The organism is Companilactobacillus suantsaicola, assembly GCF_004745525.1.
GTDB lineage: Bacteria > Bacillota > Bacilli > Lactobacillales > Lactobacillaceae > Companilactobacillus > Companilactobacillus suantsaicola.
In genome coordinates, this window is record NZ_RKLY01000009.1 from 16,416 (window position 1) to 34,697 (window position 18,282).

The 18,282-nt window shown below is 38.1% G+C and carries 14 protein-coding genes; 9 read left to right on the top strand and 5 right to left on the bottom strand.

Annotated features, from left to right (window positions below; all coding sequences use genetic code 11):
* Window positions 1-299: 299 nt before the first annotated feature.
* Window positions 300-2,210: an ABC-F family ATP-binding cassette domain-containing protein gene (locus EGT49_RS04780; RefSeq protein ID WP_135372044.1), complete on the bottom strand. Its 1,911-nt coding sequence runs from the start codon at window positions 2,208-2,210 to the stop codon at window positions 300-302.
* Between the two features lie 135 nt (window positions 2,211-2,345).
* On the opposite strand from EGT49_RS04780, the gene EGT49_RS04785 reads away from it, so the two are divergent.
* The 3 genes from EGT49_RS04785 to EGT49_RS04795 all read left to right on the top strand — a co-directional run bounded on the left by EGT49_RS04785 (window position 2,346) and on the right by EGT49_RS04795 (window position 5,519).
* Entirely contained in the window at window positions 2,346-2,978 is a 633-nt protein-coding gene (locus tag EGT49_RS04785) for a redox-sensing transcriptional repressor Rex (protein ID WP_135372046.1), read from the top strand.
* Between the two features lie 56 nt (window positions 2,979-3,034).
* Window positions 3,035-4,003: a mannose-6-phosphate isomerase, class I gene (gene manA / locus EGT49_RS04790; RefSeq protein ID WP_135372048.1), complete on the top strand. Its 969-nt coding sequence runs from the start codon at window positions 3,035-3,037 to the stop codon at window positions 4,001-4,003.
* A gap of 235 nt (window positions 4,004-4,238) precedes the next feature.
* A complete protein-coding gene (locus EGT49_RS04795) occupies window positions 4,239-5,519 on the top strand; it encodes a cation:dicarboxylate symporter family transporter (RefSeq protein ID WP_135372050.1) in 1,281 nt (426 codons plus the stop codon).
* A 77-nt stretch (window positions 5,520-5,596) separates the two neighbouring features.
* On the opposite strand, the gene EGT49_RS04800 is transcribed toward EGT49_RS04795, so the two are convergent.
* Together EGT49_RS04800 and EGT49_RS04805 are read right to left on the bottom strand one after the other, a co-directional pair.
* A complete protein-coding gene (locus EGT49_RS04800) occupies window positions 5,597-6,334 on the bottom strand; it encodes an SDR family oxidoreductase (RefSeq protein ID WP_135372052.1) in 738 nt (245 codons plus the stop codon).
* 89 nt (window positions 6,335-6,423) lie between these two features.
* Window positions 6,424-7,050 (bottom strand): CPBP family intramembrane glutamic endopeptidase, encoded by a 627-nt coding sequence (locus tag EGT49_RS04805; RefSeq protein ID WP_246013801.1) that lies wholly within the window; start codon window positions 7,048-7,050, stop codon window positions 6,424-6,426.
* Window positions 7,051-7,193: 143 nt separating this feature from the next.
* Between EGT49_RS04805 and groES the strand changes: the two genes are divergently transcribed.
* From groES to EGT49_RS04820, 3 genes are all read left to right on the top strand, one after another.
* Complete coding sequence (gene groES / locus EGT49_RS04810; protein WP_135372054.1) at window positions 7,194-7,478, top strand: co-chaperone GroES; 285 nt, start codon at window positions 7,194-7,196, stop codon at window positions 7,476-7,478.
* A 56-nt stretch (window positions 7,479-7,534) separates the two neighbouring features.
* On the top strand, window positions 7,535-9,172 hold the full coding sequence (gene groL, locus EGT49_RS04815) for a chaperonin GroEL (RefSeq protein ID WP_135372055.1): 1,638 nt from the start codon (window positions 7,535-7,537) through the stop codon (window positions 9,170-9,172).
* Between the two features lie 267 nt (window positions 9,173-9,439).
* Complete coding sequence (locus EGT49_RS04820; RefSeq protein WP_135372057.1) at window positions 9,440-10,003, top strand: hypothetical protein; 564 nt, start codon at window positions 9,440-9,442, stop codon at window positions 10,001-10,003.
* Between the two features lie 38 nt (window positions 10,004-10,041).
* On the opposite strand, the gene EGT49_RS04825 is transcribed toward EGT49_RS04820, so the two are convergent.
* Together EGT49_RS04825 and EGT49_RS04830 are read right to left on the bottom strand one after the other, a co-directional pair.
* Entirely contained in the window at window positions 10,042-12,591 is a 2,550-nt protein-coding gene (locus EGT49_RS04825) for an isopeptide-forming domain-containing fimbrial protein (protein ID WP_135372059.1), read from the bottom strand.
* A 306-nt stretch (window positions 12,592-12,897) separates the two neighbouring features.
* Window positions 12,898-15,474 carry an isopeptide-forming domain-containing fimbrial protein gene (locus tag EGT49_RS04830; protein ID WP_135372061.1) on the bottom strand — a complete coding sequence of 859 codons (2,577 nt, stop codon included), beginning with the start codon at window positions 15,472-15,474 and terminating at the stop codon, window positions 12,898-12,900.
* Window positions 15,475-15,634: 160 nt separating this feature from the next.
* Between EGT49_RS04830 and EGT49_RS04835 the strand changes: the two genes are divergently transcribed.
* The 3 genes from EGT49_RS04835 (at window position 15,635) to EGT49_RS04845 (ending at window position 18,253) form a co-directional block, all read left to right on the top strand.
* Window positions 15,635-16,450 (top strand): MerR family transcriptional regulator, encoded by an 816-nt coding sequence (locus EGT49_RS04835; RefSeq protein ID WP_135372063.1) that lies wholly within the window; start codon window positions 15,635-15,637, stop codon window positions 16,448-16,450.
* Between the two features lie 57 nt (window positions 16,451-16,507).
* The gene (locus tag EGT49_RS04840) at window positions 16,508-17,203 is read left to right on the top strand and encodes a DUF554 domain-containing protein (protein WP_135372065.1); all 696 of its coding nucleotides are present in this window, start codon (window positions 16,508-16,510) and stop codon (window positions 17,201-17,203) included.
* A 126-nt stretch (window positions 17,204-17,329) separates the two neighbouring features.
* Entirely contained in the window at window positions 17,330-18,253 is a 924-nt protein-coding gene (locus EGT49_RS04845; protein WP_135372067.1) for a restriction endonuclease, read from the top strand.
* The last annotated feature ends 29 nt before the right edge of the window (window positions 18,254-18,282 follow it).

Below are 18,282 nucleotides of genomic sequence, written 5' to 3' on the forward strand. Positions count from 1 at the left end.
ATTGTTTTGTAAATTCTAAGAAGAGTATGGTGCGTCCATTCAAATTATCCGTTAGATCAGTTCATGGTCCGAGTTTGTTATGATTTTTTCTTGGTTTGATTGGAGATAAATAAAAAAGCTGACCAATGATATTTTTTCATTAGTACAGCTTTTTTAGTATATATTTATTTTAGTTCGGTTATAAAATTAAAAAATTTTGCTAATGATATTTCGCATTAATACAGCTTTATTATTTTTTGAATCAAGTGAAATCAAGTATAGAACCAGGGCTTGTGTGGAAGACGGCATTTAAAGTGTTATTAATCAGTAAAATCTTCTAATTCAATTGATTTCTCAGTCCATTGTTCTTCGATTTTATCTTGTTGTTGCTTGTTTTCGTCGAGTTCTTTTTGTAGATCAGCTAACTTGCTATAAGAAGTTAAATTCTCTTCTTTGGTCATTTCTTTTTGGATAGCTGAATTCTTGTCTTCTAGGTCAGAAATTTGTTTCTCTAGGCTTTCAACTTCACGACGTAGTTTACGTTCTTGTTTTTGTTGTTCCTTAGATTGTTGGTATTCGACTTTCTTTTCACTAACGACATTCTTTTGAGCGACTTCTTCGACTGGTTTGTCGGTTGTCTTCTCCAAATAGTAGTCGTAGTCACCAAGATAGATTTTACTGCCATGAGAGCCGATGTCAACGATTCTATCGGCTAGTGTGTTCAGCAGGTAACGATCATGGGAAACGAACAGGACGGTCCCTTCAAAGCTCTTTAAGGCATCTTCTAGGACTTCCTTACTGTCGATATCCAAATGGTTAGTCGGTTCGTCCATTACTAAGAAGTTATCGTGTTCCATCGCTAGTTTAGTTAACGTCAAACGAGCTTTTTCACCACCAGAGAGGCCGACAACTGGTTTTAGAACATCGTCGCCACTGAATAGGAAAGCTCCCAGCATGTTACGGATGACTTGCTCATCTAGGCGAGGGTAGAGATCCCAAATTTCGTGAAGGACATCTTTTTTAGGATCGAGGTTGTTGAGGTTTTGGTCGTAGTAGCCGACTTGTACGTTGGCCCCGAAGCGTGATTGCCCTTTAATGAAGGGAATCTGGCCCAAAATTGACTTTAGAAAGGTTGATTTACCAATTCCGTTAGGACCGATAATACCGACACGTTCGCCTTTTTTAACGTCTAAGTTGATGGGCTCTGACATGATCTGGTCGTCATAGCCGATAGCGGCGTCACTGACATTTAAAACGTCGTTGCCACTTTCCTTATCAATTTGGAAGTTAAAATGAACGGATCCTTGGTCACTGTCAGGTCGGTCTAAAACATCCATATGTTCGAGTTTCTTCCGACGGCTTTGAGCCATCTTGGTTGTTGAAGCGCGGACGATATTTTTTTGAATGTATTCTTCGGTTTTCTTGATCTCGGCTTGTTGCTCTTCATAATGTTTCCAAGCAACTTCTTGATTTTTCTTCTTTTCTTGTAAGTAGAAAGTATAGTTACCAGAGTAATGCGTGGAAGAGTGATGGTTGATTTCGACGATTTCGGTAACTACTTTGTCCAAGAAGTACTGATCATGGGAAACGATGACCAAGGCTCCGCGATAGTTCTTCAAATAACCTTCCAGCCACTCGACGGTGTTGATGTCCAGATGGTTAGTTGGTTCATCTAGTAGCAAAATGTCGTGATGTTCCAAAAGCATCTTCGCCATTGCCAAACGTGAACGTTCACCACCAGAAAGAGTTGAAATTTGGTCTTGCCAAACGTCTTCATCAAAGCCAAATCCTTTGAGGACACTGCGAATTTCGGATTGATAACCATAACCATTTTCCGAACGGAAGGTATTTTGCAATTGGTCATATTGTTTTAAGATGTCGTCGTAGTCTTGAACATTTGGATTAGCGAGCTTTTCCTCAAGAGCACGCATCTTTTTTTCTTGAACTTTTAAATAGTCAAAAACTTTTTCCATCTCATCGAAAATTTTATTTTCACTATTTAAGCCGGAATCCTGAGCCAGATAACCGATATTGGTATCTTTTTTCAGGGCAATATTTCCGCTAGTGTAACTTTCTTGGTCGGAAATAATTTTTAAAAGAGTGGATTTTCCAACTCCATTACGTCCAACTAAGCCAATACGGCTGTTGTCTTGGACTTCGAAGCTAACATTTTCAAAGAGGCGCTTCGTACCAAAATTTTTTGTGATATTCTGTGCTTGTAATAAAATCATTTGAAACTCCTTTACGTATTCACAATTTTATCATTATTTAATAATTTATGTCTTTATAGGTTTAACGTATTGCGTTTTTATGGATTTTTATTTAGTATAAATGTTAGTGAAATGACACACATATGGTGGTAAATTATGACAAAAACAACAGTTCCAAACGCAACAATAAAGCGTTTACCAATATATTATCGGTACTTCCAATTTTTAAAGGATGAAGGTACAAAAAAAATCTCTTCTGGAGAATTATCCGAAGGGGTTAAGATAGATAGTGCTACAATTAGACGTGACTTCTCATATCTAGGAGCACTAGGAAAACGTGGTTATGGCTACGATGTTAACGATTTAGTAGCTTTCTTTAAGAAGCTCTTGAATCAAGATAAGCGTACCAACGTAGCCTTAATTGGTGTAGGTAATTTAGGTAACGCCTTATTAAATTATAACTTTTCTCGGACGAATAATGTTCGAATTGCCGCAGCTTTTGATATAAATAAGGAAATTGTTGGCACAGTTAAGAGTGGAGTTCCGGTTTACGACATTAGTGAATTAAAGGAACAACTCCATTTACAACAGATTGACGTCTGCATTTTAACTGTTTCTTCAAATGCGGCCCAAACGACAGCTGACTTGTTGGCCGATGCTGGAGTTCGTGGGGTATTAAACTTCACGCCAGTTATCATCAACGTTCCAAGCAGCATTCGAGTTCATTATGTTGATTTGGCGAATGAGTTACAAACACTGATCTTCTTCTTAGACCGTGATAAGTCATAAACAGAGGACCAAGAGCAAGAATAAAATAATAATAATTTTTTGGGGGAAATTACATTATGAGTGAACCATTATTTCTTGAGCCAGTATTCCACGAAAAGATTTGGGGTGGAAGAAAGCTAGAAACTAAGTTTGATTACAACATTCCTGATGGAACTATCGGTGAATGCTGGGCTATTTCAGGACATCCAAACGGACCAACTAAAGTCCAAAACGGTGAATTTGCTGGTCAATACGTTAACGATTTGTGGAAGAGTCACAAAGAACTATTCGGTAATCCAAAGGGCAAAGTTTTCCCACTTCTAACAAAGATTTTGGATGCCGAAGCTAGTTTGTCAGTTCAAGTTCATCCCGACAACGAATATGCCGAAAAGCACGAACATGAATTAGGTAAGACAGAATGCTGGTACATCATCGATGCTGAACCAGGTTCATACTTGATTTATGGTCACAATGCTAAGAACAAAGCTGAACTTGATAAAATGATCGAATCAGGCGACTGGGATCATCTTTTGAGAAAGGTTCCCGTTAAGACTGGTGAATTCTACTATGTACCAAGTGGAACAGTTCATGCCTTGAATAAAGGTATCATGGCTTTGGAAACTCAACAAAGTAGTGACACAACTTATCGCTTGTACGACTATGATCGTGTTGACAAGACAACTGGTAAGAAACGTGATCTTCACATCAAACAATCAGAAGACACAATTGCCGTGCCACACAAAGATCCAAAACTAAACATCGAATCAAAAGAAGTTGGTAAGAACAAGTTTACTACCTTTGTTCAACCACCAGTCTCACCATTCTTCTCTGTATATCACTGGGAAATCAAAGAACCAGTTGAATTGCACCACCAAATTGGTAAGTATACTTTGATATCAGTTATCAATGGCTCTGGTAAGATCACCGTTGATGGCAAAGATTATGATTTGAAGAAAGGTGTCCATTTGATTGTTCCTGCTACAGTTGATAGCTGGAAGTTAGATGGCGACCTCGATATTATCGCTTCCGAATCTGGAGAAGATTAAAAATAATTAATACAGATTGTCATAATACGAAATGTCCGTTTGAAAAAACCGGATGTTCCGTATTTTTTTGTGGAAAATTTAATCAAATATAGAACAAAAATAAGTGTCACGCCTAGAAATGTTCGTGTCTGATAACGTTTTAAGAAAGTTTCTAACTTGGAACCGCTATCTATTTCATTTTTCCAAAAAAATCTTCTATAATTAGAACTATGTTATCGACAAAGGGGTAAGAAAAGTGCAACGACGAAAGTTTTTTCGTGTCAGCCTCGGTTGGCAAATTATAATCGGTCTGATTTTAGGTATTGTCCTAGGACAGCTATTTTATCAAAATAAGGCCGCTATTCAAGTAATGCAGAACATTGGGACGATGTTTATCTCAATGATTCAGATGATTGTTTTACCAATTGTCATTTCCTGTTTGACAGTTGGGATTGCAAATATGGGTGATATCAAAAAACTTGGTCGAATCGGTCTGAAGACGCTAGTTTATTTCGAAATTATGACAACAATAGCGATTATTATCGGTATTATTGTTGCTAATGTTACTCATCCCGGTACCTATATTGACATTCATAGTCTAAAAGGTTCGGATATTAGTCAATATACAGCGACAGCAAAGAACGCCAAACATTCGGGTATTTGGTCGATCCTAATGAGTATCATTCCAACCAATATCTTTGAATCACTTGGAAAAGGTGATATGTTACCAATTATCTTCTTCTCCGTATTGTTCGGATTAGGAACAGCCTCAATTGGCAAGCAAGGTAAGATCATCACTGATGTTTTAAACGCCGTTGCCAATGTTATGTTTAAAGTAACTAATTGGGTCATGCGACTAGCTCCAATTGGTGTCTGTGCTTTAATTGGTGTCACGGTTGGAGAAATGGGTTTTGGTTCCCTTAAACCATTGTTATTATTCATTGTGATTGCCTATGCAACAATGGCGTTTTTCGTCTTTGTCGTTATGGCCGGAGTGGGACATTTGTTCCATGTGAGATTTTATGAAATGTTTCGAATTATTGAAAATGAAGTTACCTTAGCTTTTACAACTGCTAGTTCAGAAGCAGCTTTGCCTAAGATGATGGAAAAAATGCAAAAGTATGGTGCATCAAAAGGAATCGTTTCTTTCGTTATTCCGACTGGCTATACTTTTAACCTTGATGGTTCAGCAATCTATCAATCTTTAGCAGCTTTATTTTTAGCTCAAGCCTACAATATTCACTTGAGTTTAGGGCAACAAATTACCCTTGTGGTAGTTTTGATGTTAACATCTAAGGGGATGGCCGGAGTACCAGGAGCCTCATTTGTTGTGCTACTAGCCACAGTATCAACGATAGGTGTGCCAATGCAGGGATTGACCTTCATCGCTGGTATCGACCGTCTCGTAGATATGGGACGTACCGCAGTAAACGTTGTCGGTAATTCACTAGCAACGATCATTATTGCTAAGAGTGAAAAGGAATTCGATGAGGACAAACGAGAAAAGTACGTTGCATCCTACACACGTGGTGATTAAGCCCCGTGTAGAGTAGAACAATTTAAACACACGAAAAGCAGCTTATCAATTATTTATTTAATTGGTAGGCTGTTTTTTTATTTTTGAATAGTCGGGCGAATAACGATTTCGTTCATAGTCGTATCTTCAGGAGCGTCGATGGCAAAAGCAATCGTGTTGGCAATTCGGTCAGCACCGATGGCATAATCTTTATAAAACTGATCTAGTTGTGCTTTAGTTTCGGGATCTTTTACGTGTTCTGTCAATTCAGTTGCGACGGCACCAGGTGAGATTACGGTGACACGAATATTACTTTTAGCCGCAGCTTCTTCTTGACGCAAACCTTCACTAATAGCTCTCACAGCAAATTTAGTTGCGGAGTAGACGCCAGAACCAATACTGATGGCATGACCAGCGACAGAAGCAAGGTTGATGATCTGACCACTTTTTTGTTTACGCATGATTGGCAAAACGGCAGCGATTCCGTAAAGGGTTCCTTTGATATTTACATCGATCATTTTGTCCCATTCTTCAATTCGACCTTTAATGAATTCTGAACGAGGCATCAAACCAGCATTGTTGATCCAAACGTCGATTCGACCATACTCAGACACAGCTTTTTTAGCTAATTCTTGAACCTGAGCTTGATCGGTAACGTCAGTTTGCACGGCAATCGCTGAGCCATTTTCTTGCTGGATCTCAGTAGCAATCTTTTGGAGACGTTTCTTTCTTCTGGCGGCTAAGACAATTTTATTATTTTTTGTAGCCAATAATTTTGCACAAGCAGCACCGATACCACTAGAGGCACCAGTGATGACAATAACTTTCTCAGACATAAAAAAATCTCCCTTGAATTTATATTTTCAAAGGAGATTTTAGTTCATAAATGAGTTGATAGTTAGTTTATAAGTTTTACAATTTGGCATTACCGCATCGACAAAGTCAAAACGATAGCGTTCATCAGGATGTGGCTACCGGCACTAGCATAAATATTTTCAGATTTGTAATAAATAAATGAAAACCATAGTCCCATTGCGACATAAACTAGAAATCTTGTATCCTGATGCATGAAAGCGAATAAGAACGCTGAGATGATTGCCGCAATATAAATATTTGTCGGTTTGATCAAGTTACCAAAGAACAATCGACGAAAGACGATTTCTTCCATGATTGGCGCACAGATCAATACGTAGATGAAATAGTAGGGATAAGTTTTGACCATCAACAATAATTGCATCGTGTTTTGGGAATGAGTACTAGTGTGGAAAATCAGCTGGTCAATGAAGCCAATCCCGTATTGCAAAACGATTGCCCCGATGGTTCCTAAGATGACCCATTGGAGATTGTGATTTAAGTCAGTAGTTTTTTCAAAATTGAATTTCTGGTCTTTTTTGACTAAGTACATCATAATTCCGGTGGCTAAAATTGCTCCCAAAGTTAATAGGACAAAATACAGACTGCCAGTCACTTGCAGCATGTTTAAAACTGATCCTAGTAACAACAACAGGATGTAAGTTAGTAATGTAAAAAATTGATTTTTTGGAAATGCCATGATAACTCCTTTAATTTTTAGAGGTAAATACTTGCATGTTTTCAATAAAATGTTAATATAAAACTTGTGATTAGCACAAGAGATGTTCGAGTGCTAAAGATAAAAATAAAAACAGAAAAAAATAATAATCGGAGGGATTTAAATTGTTAAAACCACTTGGAGATAGAGTAATTGTAACAGTCGATAAAGAAGAAGAAAAGACAGTCGGCGGTATTGTTTTAGCAAATAATGCTAAGGAAAAGCCTCAAACAGCTGAAGTTGTTGCTGTAGGTGATGGCTTAGTTACTGACGATGGAAAGAAATTGCCTATGAGCGTTAAAAAAGGTGATAAGATTCTATTTGATAAATACTCAGGCTCAACAGTTAAGTATGAAGACAGTGAATATTTAATCCTTCATGAAAAAGATATCATGGCTATCGTTGAATAATTTTTAAAAATAAATTTTTGATCAATTATGAAATAATTTACGGAGTGTGAAAATTAATGGCAAAACAAATTAAGTTTTCAGAAGACGCACGTGCAAAGATGCTTGCAGGTGTTAACAAATTAGCAGACACAGTTAAGACAACTATCGGACCTAAGGGTAGAAACGTTGTTCTTGAAAAGAGTTACGGTGCTCCAGAAATCACAAACGATGGTGTTACTATCGCTAAGAGTATCGAATTAGAAGACCACTTCGAAAACATGGGTGCAAAACTTGTTTCTGAAGTTGCTTCAAAGACTAACGACATTGCCGGTGATGGTACTACTACAGCTACTGTTTTGGCACAAGCTATCGTTAAGGAAGGTATGAAGAACGTTACAGCCGGTGCTAACCCTGTTGGTATCAGAACTGGTATCGAAAAGGCTACAAAAGCTGCTGTTGATGAACTTCACAATATTTCTCACAAAGTTTCAGGCAAGAGTGATATTGCTCAAGTAGCTTCAGTTTCATCTGCTAGTGAAGAAACAGGTAAATTGATTGCTGACGCTATGGAAAAAGTTGGTAACGATGGTGTTATCACAATTGAAGAATCAAAAGGTATTGATACAACTCTAGACGTTGTTGAAGGTATGCAATTCGACCGTGGATACATTTCACAATACATGGTTACAGATAACGACAAGATGGAAGCTGACCTCGACAATCCTTACATCTTGATCACTGACAAGAAGATCTCAAATATCCAAGACATTTTGCCATTACTACAAAAGATCGTTCAACAAGGTAAGTCACTACTTATCATTGCTGATGACATTGATGGTGAAGCATTGCCAACACTTGTTTTGAACAAGATCCGTGGTACATTCAACGTTGTTGCTGTTAAGGCACCTGGCTTTGGTGACCGTCGTAAGGCTCAACTAGAAGATATCGCTACATTAACTGGTGGTACAGTTATTACTTCTGACCTTGGTCTTGAACTAAAAGACACAACAATGGATCAATTAGGACAAGCTGGTAAGGTTACTGTTACCAAGGACAACACAACAATTGTTGAAGGTTCAGGTAACAAGGACGCTATCAACGAACGTGTTGACTTGATCAAGAAACAAATTGCTGAAACAACTTCAGACTTTGACAAAGAAAAGCTTCAAGAACGTTTGGCTAAATTAGCCGGTGGTGTTGCTGTTGTTAAAGTTGGTGCTGCTACTGAAACAGAACTAAAAGAACGTAAATACAGAATTGAAGATGCTCTAAACGCTACACGTGCCGCTGTTGAAGAAGGCTACGTTGCTGGTGGTGGTACAGCTTTGATGAACGTATTAGGCAAGGTTAAGGCTCTTAAAGAAGACGGAGACGTTCAAACAGGTATCAATATCGTTGCCCGTGCCCTTGAAGAACCACTACGTCAAATCGCTGAAAACGCTGGTTATGAAGGTTCAGTTATCGTTGAACACATCAAGAACCAAGATAACGAAATTGGATTTAACGCTGCTAACGACAAGTGGGAAAACATGGTAGACGCCGGAATCATTGACCCAACTAAGGTTACACGTTCAGCTCTACAAAATGCTGCTAGTGTTGCTGCCTTGTTATTGACAACTGAAGCTGTTGTTGCTGACAAGCCAGAACCAAAGGATGACAATGCCGCTGCTGGTGCAGGTAACCCTGCTGCCGGTGGTATGGGCGGTATGATGTAGAGAGTGAAACAAGCCTGCTTAGACTCAGACAGATAGCCTAATTTCACGAATTGCACACCGGGCTTGTGTGTGATTTGGGAAATGTAGCTATATGGCTGAGTCTGGCTTGTGCAACTCGTTTCAACTAGAGAGTGGGACAGGACATGGTCAACTCTCGAGCATTAAGGCAAATATAATAAAAAAGCGCTGGTATTTTACTAGCGCTTTTTTCATGCTCTGAAAAAGTATAGAATTAAACATTGTTAGAAAAATTGAAAAGAGAAACATATGGATAAAATAGAATTTGGTCGCAAGATCAATTATGTACCGGCGCTAATCAGTTGTGTGATAGGGATCGTCGTCGGTATCGGGATACAAATTTTTACTAAAATAACTTTGTTAGCAGTAATTCTAGCGATAACTGCTTTGGTCGTCGTGGCTTTGTTATTTACGCGTAGTATGTATGATTTCTTTGGGCACTGGGAAATTGATTCTGAGGGGATTCAAAATACCGATTACCAAAATTTTAATGTGCGGTTTCAGGCGGTATTATTTCCGTTCAGTGAGAGTCGGGTGCGATTTAAGTTTGATGAGATTAAGAGTATGACTGTGATTGTTGGTAAGGATATGAATGCTCCGTCGAATATTTTAGGTGGTTCATTTTATGCTCCTAAGAAAATCATGTTTCATTTGCCAACGCCGTATTATCTGGAAGTTAACTTAAAAGATGGCCGGCAAGTTAATTTGGATTTATCGGCTGACTGGGATGATACTGAAGTTATTGGTTATATTGTTGATTTTATTGGTTCAGAAGCTGGAATTGATGTTGGGATGATTAAGCAATCAAATTAGAGCGTGAAAAAAAGAGTGAGAATTTTCTCACTCTTTTTTTACTCAACTATTGAGTCGGCAATAGTCCAAGTGACTTGACCACTGTATTGACCGGAGATAGCTGTTTTTGGAACTCGCAATTGCCATTTATTTAAACCGACGTATTGGGTTAGGTTGATTGGGTCGGGGGAACCGTTGATAGTTTTATCGGTGATTGGAACGCCAGATGTTGACAATGGGGTCCACTCATTTGTTTCATCTTGAGAATTATTGTTGAGTGATAGGGATACGCCATCGTCCTGAATTAATTTTTCACTACCATTGGTTATAGCTTGGTCGCCTTCGTTGTCATAGCTGACTAGGACTTGGAAGGGGGTCTCTTCGCTGTGGCTGACGATCAGGCTTCCTTTGGTTTGCTTGTTGGTTAACGTTTTCTCGGTGCCAGTTGAGTTGATGCTGCCAAAGTCGATGAATTCAGGAACTTCGATGAAAGCTGTGGTTGGTGCGGGCGGATGAACATTGATATAGATGGTATCTGATGGTCCAATGTTTAGTGCTTTACCACTAAGGTTTATGACATTTCGCATGGCAGCGCTATTTTGAATTTTTTCTTCAAGCGCACTATTTACAGTAACCTTATAAGTGAAAATATTTGATTGGTTAGCAGGTGTGTATGCTCCTATATATAGACCACTAGTCGAGATAGAATCTGAAGCTAATTCACCGTTTACGTGCACACTACCAGATATTAGTGATAATTTGTCCCTTTTATCATTAAGGGTGTCCTTTCTATGGGTAACTGGATCTACATAATCGTTGAGGTCATTTAAATATATGGCATCTTTAGCGATACCTGTACTAACCATGAATTCAGACTTGATTTCCAAAATATCTCCAGTAGTTGCGTCTACTGTTTGAGCAAAATTACTATTGGGATCAGCAGTGATGTTACGGACTTGGTGATTGAAGATGTAGGAGTAATCTGGTTTTACAACCGGAATTTCAACGGTATCTTCATAAGTCTTGCTATCGCTAAAGCCTTTATTGTAGCCGGTGAAGTGAACAGTATTACTGATTTTTCCATTTACTAAACCGAAGGCCGCTTTATTGTTGATTGTCGCGTCAAAAGTATAGGTTGCTGTCTGACCATCGGTGATACTGGCATTAGGGTTGTAATTAATACTATTTCCATCCGCTAGAAGACTATTTGGATCAATAGTTAAGCTTTCTGGTAAGTCATCTTTAATATTAGTGATTATCCAATTAGAACCGTAACCATCATTTCTTACTGATAGAGTAAAGCGAAGTTTATCACCAACATTGTTAGTTCCATCAGTTGAAGTGAGGTTCTTGTATGTCTTTTTGACGGTTGGAATAGCGTAAGGTTTAACTGTGGCACCAATGTTTGAAACGAATTTTGCGACACCACCTGAAGCAAGTTTAGTGTAAGGCCATCTTAGAATATAAGACGTATCTTGTTTTCCATTACCATCGACGATTTTATATTCTTGACCGGAATTACTTTTACCAATCAATAGATTGTGATCAGCCACGGCGTTAGTGTCACCGACTTGATCTTTAGTGGGTTTGTTATCTGCCACAACGGGAAGACTGGGGGACTGAATGGCAGAATTAGTAGAGCCATATTGCATACCTTTTGCACTCCAGTTATCAGGATAAGCCAAAACACGACCCATGAAATCTTTGAATCCTCCATCAACATTGTTAGTAATAAATAACTTTGATTCAGAGGATTTAATACCACTTTCGATATACAAGCCTAAGCCACCACCGATGGCAAACATAGGAACGTTATCAACCGCACTGATATTATCATTATTAGGATCTAGTCCGGTGTCTTCACCAAAGAAAGGTTGAAAAGTTGCATCACCAGTTGAAGGATTGTAAACGTATAGTTCACGTTGAACAACTGGGGATCCACTAGGGGATGGTCTAAGAACTACTTCATAGAAGAGATTCTTCGCGGAAAAATGTCCGACCATTTTAAATATCTTTCGGCCTCTTTTATCGGTAGCGGTATAAAAGAGTTTATATATTCCACCATTGGATGAATCAATTTGTGATGATTTTATTAATAGGTTCATATCTTGATAAAATACACTAGATCTTTGGCTGTTTTCCAGTAATGCGAAGTCAATTGAAGAAATTGAAGCATTTTCCGGAGAACCACCAATATAGGAGTTGTCACCTTGGTGTAAAATACCGTAATATTTACCATTATCATCGAGAAAAATATTTATTTTAGAATGGGTTATGTTAGGAATTTTGTTCGTAAAACTATAAGTACTTTCTCGTGAGATAGTTTTGTCGCCGGCCTTAACATTACCATTGGCATCACGGGCGGCCCCGAAAGTATAACCAAGAGAGACATTTCCACCTATGGGAATTCTCCCAATTTCATTACTTGCCACGTCACTTTTTTGTTGCCAGTTGGTAACACCGTCGTATTGTCGCATAATTTTTTCCGCATTCATGACGGCAGTTTTTGAAGTTGCGGCATTAACCGTTGTTGAATTAAAAGTTAGGATCATTAATAACACGGTAAAAACCAGTAAAAATATTTTGGGAACTGATTGATGTCCTTTCATTTTATTTCCTCCATAAAAATATATTTATAAACAAAATTCTTATCGCTGAATGTATTTATACAATATATATTATAAAGTGAAATAATTAACGAAATAATTCAATAACAAAGTTCTTTTCTTTCACAAAATTAAATAAGCCATTATTTCTAATTTAAATTTAGGAATAATGGCTTATTTATTGAAACGAGTTACACAAGAGCAACTCCCTCCGAGATAACAAAATTTCAGGAATCACTCGCAAAGTGCGACGAGCAATTCCTGAAATTACGTTATCGTCCGGGAGCTGACCGCTCTTGTTCCACTCTCTTAACTAACTGTATCGGCAATAGTCCAAGTAACTTGACCGCTATATTTACCAGATTGAGCTGTACCAGGAACTCTTAGCTTCCATTTGTCTAAACCGACATATTTGGTTAGATCGAGTTCGTCGCTAGATCCAGTGAAATCTTTATTGGCAATCGGAACTCCAGCTTGAGAAAGCGGCGTCCACTTGTCTTGAGATTCATTGGCGTTATTGTTGAGCATTAATGATAAACCATTGTCTTGAACAAGTTTTTCATTACCGTTATTTATAGCTTGATCACCGTTATTGTCGTAACTGACTAAAACTTCAAATGGAGTTTCAGCACTGTGACTGACGATGAGGTTACCTTTAGTTTGCTTGTTGGTCAGCATTCTTTCGTTACCAGTTGAATTGATACTACCGAAATCAATGAATTCGGGAACTTCAACAAAGGAAGTCGAGGGGATGTCTTCTTGAACATTGATTGAAGCTTTATCAGAAAGTAAATTGTTAAAAGTACCAGAACTGGATGTAACAGAATTCATGTTGGCTCTATTTTCGATAGTTCCTGATGTGGATTTATTGACTTTGGCCCGGAACATGATGGTATTAGAATTCGTGGCAGTCGTCTTAGATAAATAAATTCCTTTACCGATACTGTCTGGCTGCATCGCCCCATTTAGAAATACGGAACCAGAAATCAATGATAAGTCAGAATTATTAAGGATATTCGTGTAGATTGATTGAGCGGCAATGTCTTGAGTACCAGTGAAGGTAGATTTGAATTCGACAATATCCCCTTGGTGAGCATCTACTTCACTGTCAAAAGTACCAGTCGGATCGGTGGTGACATTGCGAACCTGGTTTGTAAATGAATAATTGAATCCAGTAGTCAAGATGGGGATATTGACTGAGGCGGTGAAAGTTTTGTTGTCTTTATTGGTATCAGCGTTGAAGCCGGTAAAAGAGGCTTCATTGACTAAATTCTTTGAACTATCGACAGAAAATGGAGCTTTATTGTTCACTGTCGCATAGAAAGTGACGTAGTACTGATCTTTTTCCTTTAAAACAGTATTGGTGGGAGTATAGTCCAAAGTGTCACCCAGAGAATTACTTGTTACATACATACTAGGAATAGTACCGCTAGCAATAGTTTTTTCGGTATCCTTTTGATGTTGATCAGAACCACCGGTAGTCATTTCTGTCCATTTGTAATTGATTGAACTTGTGTCAATGTCTAATCCCTTTGGAAGAGCATCTCTGATATCTGTCAAAGACCAATTGGACTTTAGACCATCATTTTTAGCTTTCAGAGTGAATTTCAATCTATCGCCGATATGAACTAAACCATCAGCGTGTGGATTCTCGTTCGTGTAAGTCTTTGAAACGGAGGGGATCGGATAGCCAGCTAAAGTTGCCCCCATGGTTGATGCATAATGAGCAGTTTGTCCAGGCTTTAAAGGATTATCTTCTGTTGCTAGTGGCCATCTTAAGGTATAGGCAGAATCTTGTAGTTTGTCGCCATTTCTTCCATTAACAACTGGATAAACGATATTTGAATTTTCCGTTGTACCAAAGAGCAATTTTGATCCAGCGGGCCGACCATTATCACCATTAGTAGTGTCTTTGTATTTCAAATTGGGATTAGCAATTTGTCCACCATTATAAATTTCAGCGAAGCCCTTTAAATTCCAGAGACCAGAGTCGACGTAGGCTTTTCCCATATAACTGTTAAAGCCGTCGGCAACGTTATTAGTTACGTAAAGTTTTGAACCACTATTTGAAGGAGTTTGTGTATCATACATGTACAATCCTTCATCATTTCCAATGGCATAAAGTGGAACATCATCGACAATTGAAGGATCTTTACCTAAAGCAGTATCCTCACCAAAATATACTTGGAACATTTTCATATCATTTGAGGTATTGTTATAAAGATACAATTCTCTTTGAACAATTGGAGCTCCCGATGGATTTGGACGAAGAACAACTTCAGCATACATATTTGATGGATTATTCAGTTTTCCACCAATTTTTAAAACAGTCCGTTGCTTTGAATCAGTACCAGTAGCAAAAACTTTATTGCTCGTTTGACCCATAACCCCATAGTTAGCACCGGAGAGTGTAAGACTACCAGTAACTACGGCAAAGTCCAAAGAGGAGTCTGAAGCCGTATAAGGTTGTCCGCCCGTACCAATATAGGCATTTTTGTTTTGATGAATAATTCCGTAATATTGATTATTGTGTTCCAGAAAAATATTTATTTTAGAGTAAGTTTGTAAACCTTGCGAAATCTTGTGGTCAGTTGCGATCGTATTGTCACCAGCCATAACCGTCCCGTTTTGATTTTGAGCTGCCCCAAAAGTGTAATCTAGTGATAATCCATCACCGATAGGAATTTTTCCAATAACATTTTTAGGATTAGTATATTGCGTCTTGTAATCCCAATTAGAAATACCATCATTGATTTTTTTCATGATAGCCACAGTCTCAGCTTGACTATCTGCATTTACCTTAGTTAATGATTGGGTTCCGACTATTATGAACATTGCTAAAAAAAGTAGCGGGAAGAGAATCACTCTCAGTTGACTGTTCTTCATTTTGATTCCCCCGAAAAAACACATTTATATAAAAAATCTTAATTTAAAATATATCTATACATTACGTATTATAAAATTATATAAATATGTTTGTATCCCAGATATGAATGATATTTCTTTCATAATTTGAAGTAAATAAATCATTAAAAAGGAGATAGCGATGGATCAGTTATTCACTATCGGACAATTGTCGAAACTCTTTAATATCAAGGTGCCAACCCTGCGTTATTATGACGAAGTCGGTTTGTTGAAACCAGCTAAGATAAATCGTAAAACTCATTATCGCTATTATTCGACTCAACAATTTGAACGCTTAAATGTGATCACGTATTTGCGAGCGCTCGATTTGCCGATTGAGACGATCAAACAATTTTTCGATGCGCGAGATATTAATAAGTTGGAAGCCATGTTAAAGGAGCAAAAGTTACAAGTCCAAAAGCAGATTACCGCACTGAAAAATATCGACCGCCGCATCGATGCTCGAATCAATCAAGTCGAAGATGCCGTGAAAAGCACATTGGATAAGATAGAAGTGCTCGATTTGCCAGCAGTGCCAGTAGTTTATCTGGACGAAGATTACCGACCAAACGACGACATCGAATTTCCCATTATCACCTTGAGAAAACGTTTTGGCCTAGATAAAAATATTTTCTTGGGCAAAATTGCCTTGATGGTGTCACGCAATAATTTGTTGAATAAACACTTTGATAGTTACAACGGCTTGTTACTAATTTTAGAACCGGGTGATTTGGGAGATGCGACTGGTAGTTTGCAAGCTGGCAAATACGTTCGAATCAGATTTCACGGAACCCATGATACCGCCGCAATTCAGTACCAGAAGTTGTTGCAATATTGTCAAAAACACAATTTTGAAATTGACGGTCCAGCGATTGAAACGGCACTGATCGACTACGGAATTACCGACGACTTTGCTAAATACGTCACTGAAATAAAAATACCTATTAAAAGTGATTGACCCTCTAGTTACTAGAGAGTTTATAATTTCTGTTAATAATTTAGAGGGGGGAATTCCATGATTGGAACATTTTTTAACGTCACGATGATCTTGCTAGGCAGTTTTGCCGGCAGTTATTTCAAAAAGGGGATTAAACCTGCTTATAATGAGATTCTGACTCAAGCTTTGGGGCTGGTTGCCATGGTAGTCGGAATCAACGCCGTGGTGCACAATATGCCAAAAAGCCACTATCCGGTACTATTCATCGTTAGCTTGGCTATCGGTGGCGTGATTGGACAATGGCTCGACTTGGAAAAACATTTTGACAACTTGGTCGGTAAATTTTCTAAACCAACCACAGATGGGAAAGCAAATTTGGCCGAAGGATTGGCGACTGGGATATTACTCTACTGCATCGGCTCGCTGTCAATTTTGGGACCAATTCAGGCCGCACTGAATAGGGATTATACCTTCTTGTTTACCAACGGAATGCTCGACGGAATCACCTCGATTGTCTTGGCATCAACCTTTGGATTAGGGATGGCCTTCGCCGCCGTAGCAGTCTTCTGTTGGCAAGGGAGCATTTACTTAATTGCCATGTTGCTACAAAATTCCATCAACACCGATATGATCACCGAGTTGACTGTAGTTGGAGGGATTTTGATTTTGGCCTCAGGATTAGGATTGTTGAATATTAAGAAAATCAAAGTGCTGAATCTGTTGCCTTCGCTGTTGGTGCCGATTGTTGTGGTTGCTGTTTTGGGGTTGTTTTAAAAAATGAAAAAGAGCTGGATTAAAGTCCAGCTCTTTTTGTATGGATTTCTATAATTTAAAATCATTTTTAAAATTTCTACCCTGTTATACTAAACATATAAGTAAGTGTTTCTCTGGGGGGAAGTTATGGATTATAAAAAGTTAAAATTGAGTAAGCACGGTTTGCCGACATGGGATTCTTTAATGCCGTTAGTTCTGAAGTATACAAATGAACATGGAGCAGTATCAAAGTCTTCGATAACATTTGATGTGGCAAATTCTTTAGAATTACCTGAAAATTTGAGAAATTTAGTATCCTCCAAATATCCAGATGACGTGCTAATTGAAGGACGAGTGGGCTGGGCTGTTAGTGATTTATTTATAGGAGGAGCTTTGGAACGACCTTCGAGAGGAATTTATCAGATTAGTCAATTGGGAAAGAAACTCCTCGATAGTGGGGAAGAAATTACTAGAGATAAAGTACATTCTTTACCTGCCTATGTTCAACATCAAAAAGAATTAAATGAACGTAATAAGAATATTAATGAGGATGATTCAGTAGATGAAGTTGCTGAATTATCCAATAAGGTCACTAGATATAATAATGAAATTGCTTCTAATCTGTTAAAAAAAATTCAAGAATCAAAGCCAACTTTTTTTGAAAGATTAGTTGTCGATCTCCTTTCAAAAATGGGTTATAAAGGTCAAAATGGTTCAGCTGAAGTTACTCCTCCAACAAACGACGGTGGAATCGATGGAATAATTAATCAAGATCCATTAGGAACTAACACGGTATATATTCAAGCAAAAAGGTATAAAAATGATAATGTAGTTCAAAGACCAGCAATTGAGGGCTTCTATGGCGCTTTATCGAGTAAACATGCTGATAGAGGAGTGTTTATAACAACTTCTAAATTCTCCGACGGAGCAAAAGAAACAGCAAAGAATTTCTCAATTGTTTTGATTGATGGCATTCAATTAACAAATTTGATGCTGCAATATCAAGTTGGGGTACAAGTTAAGAGACATTTAGATCTATTTGAAATTGATGAGGATTTTTTTGAAGAGTAGTTATAAAAGCGATTAGACGGATTGTCTAG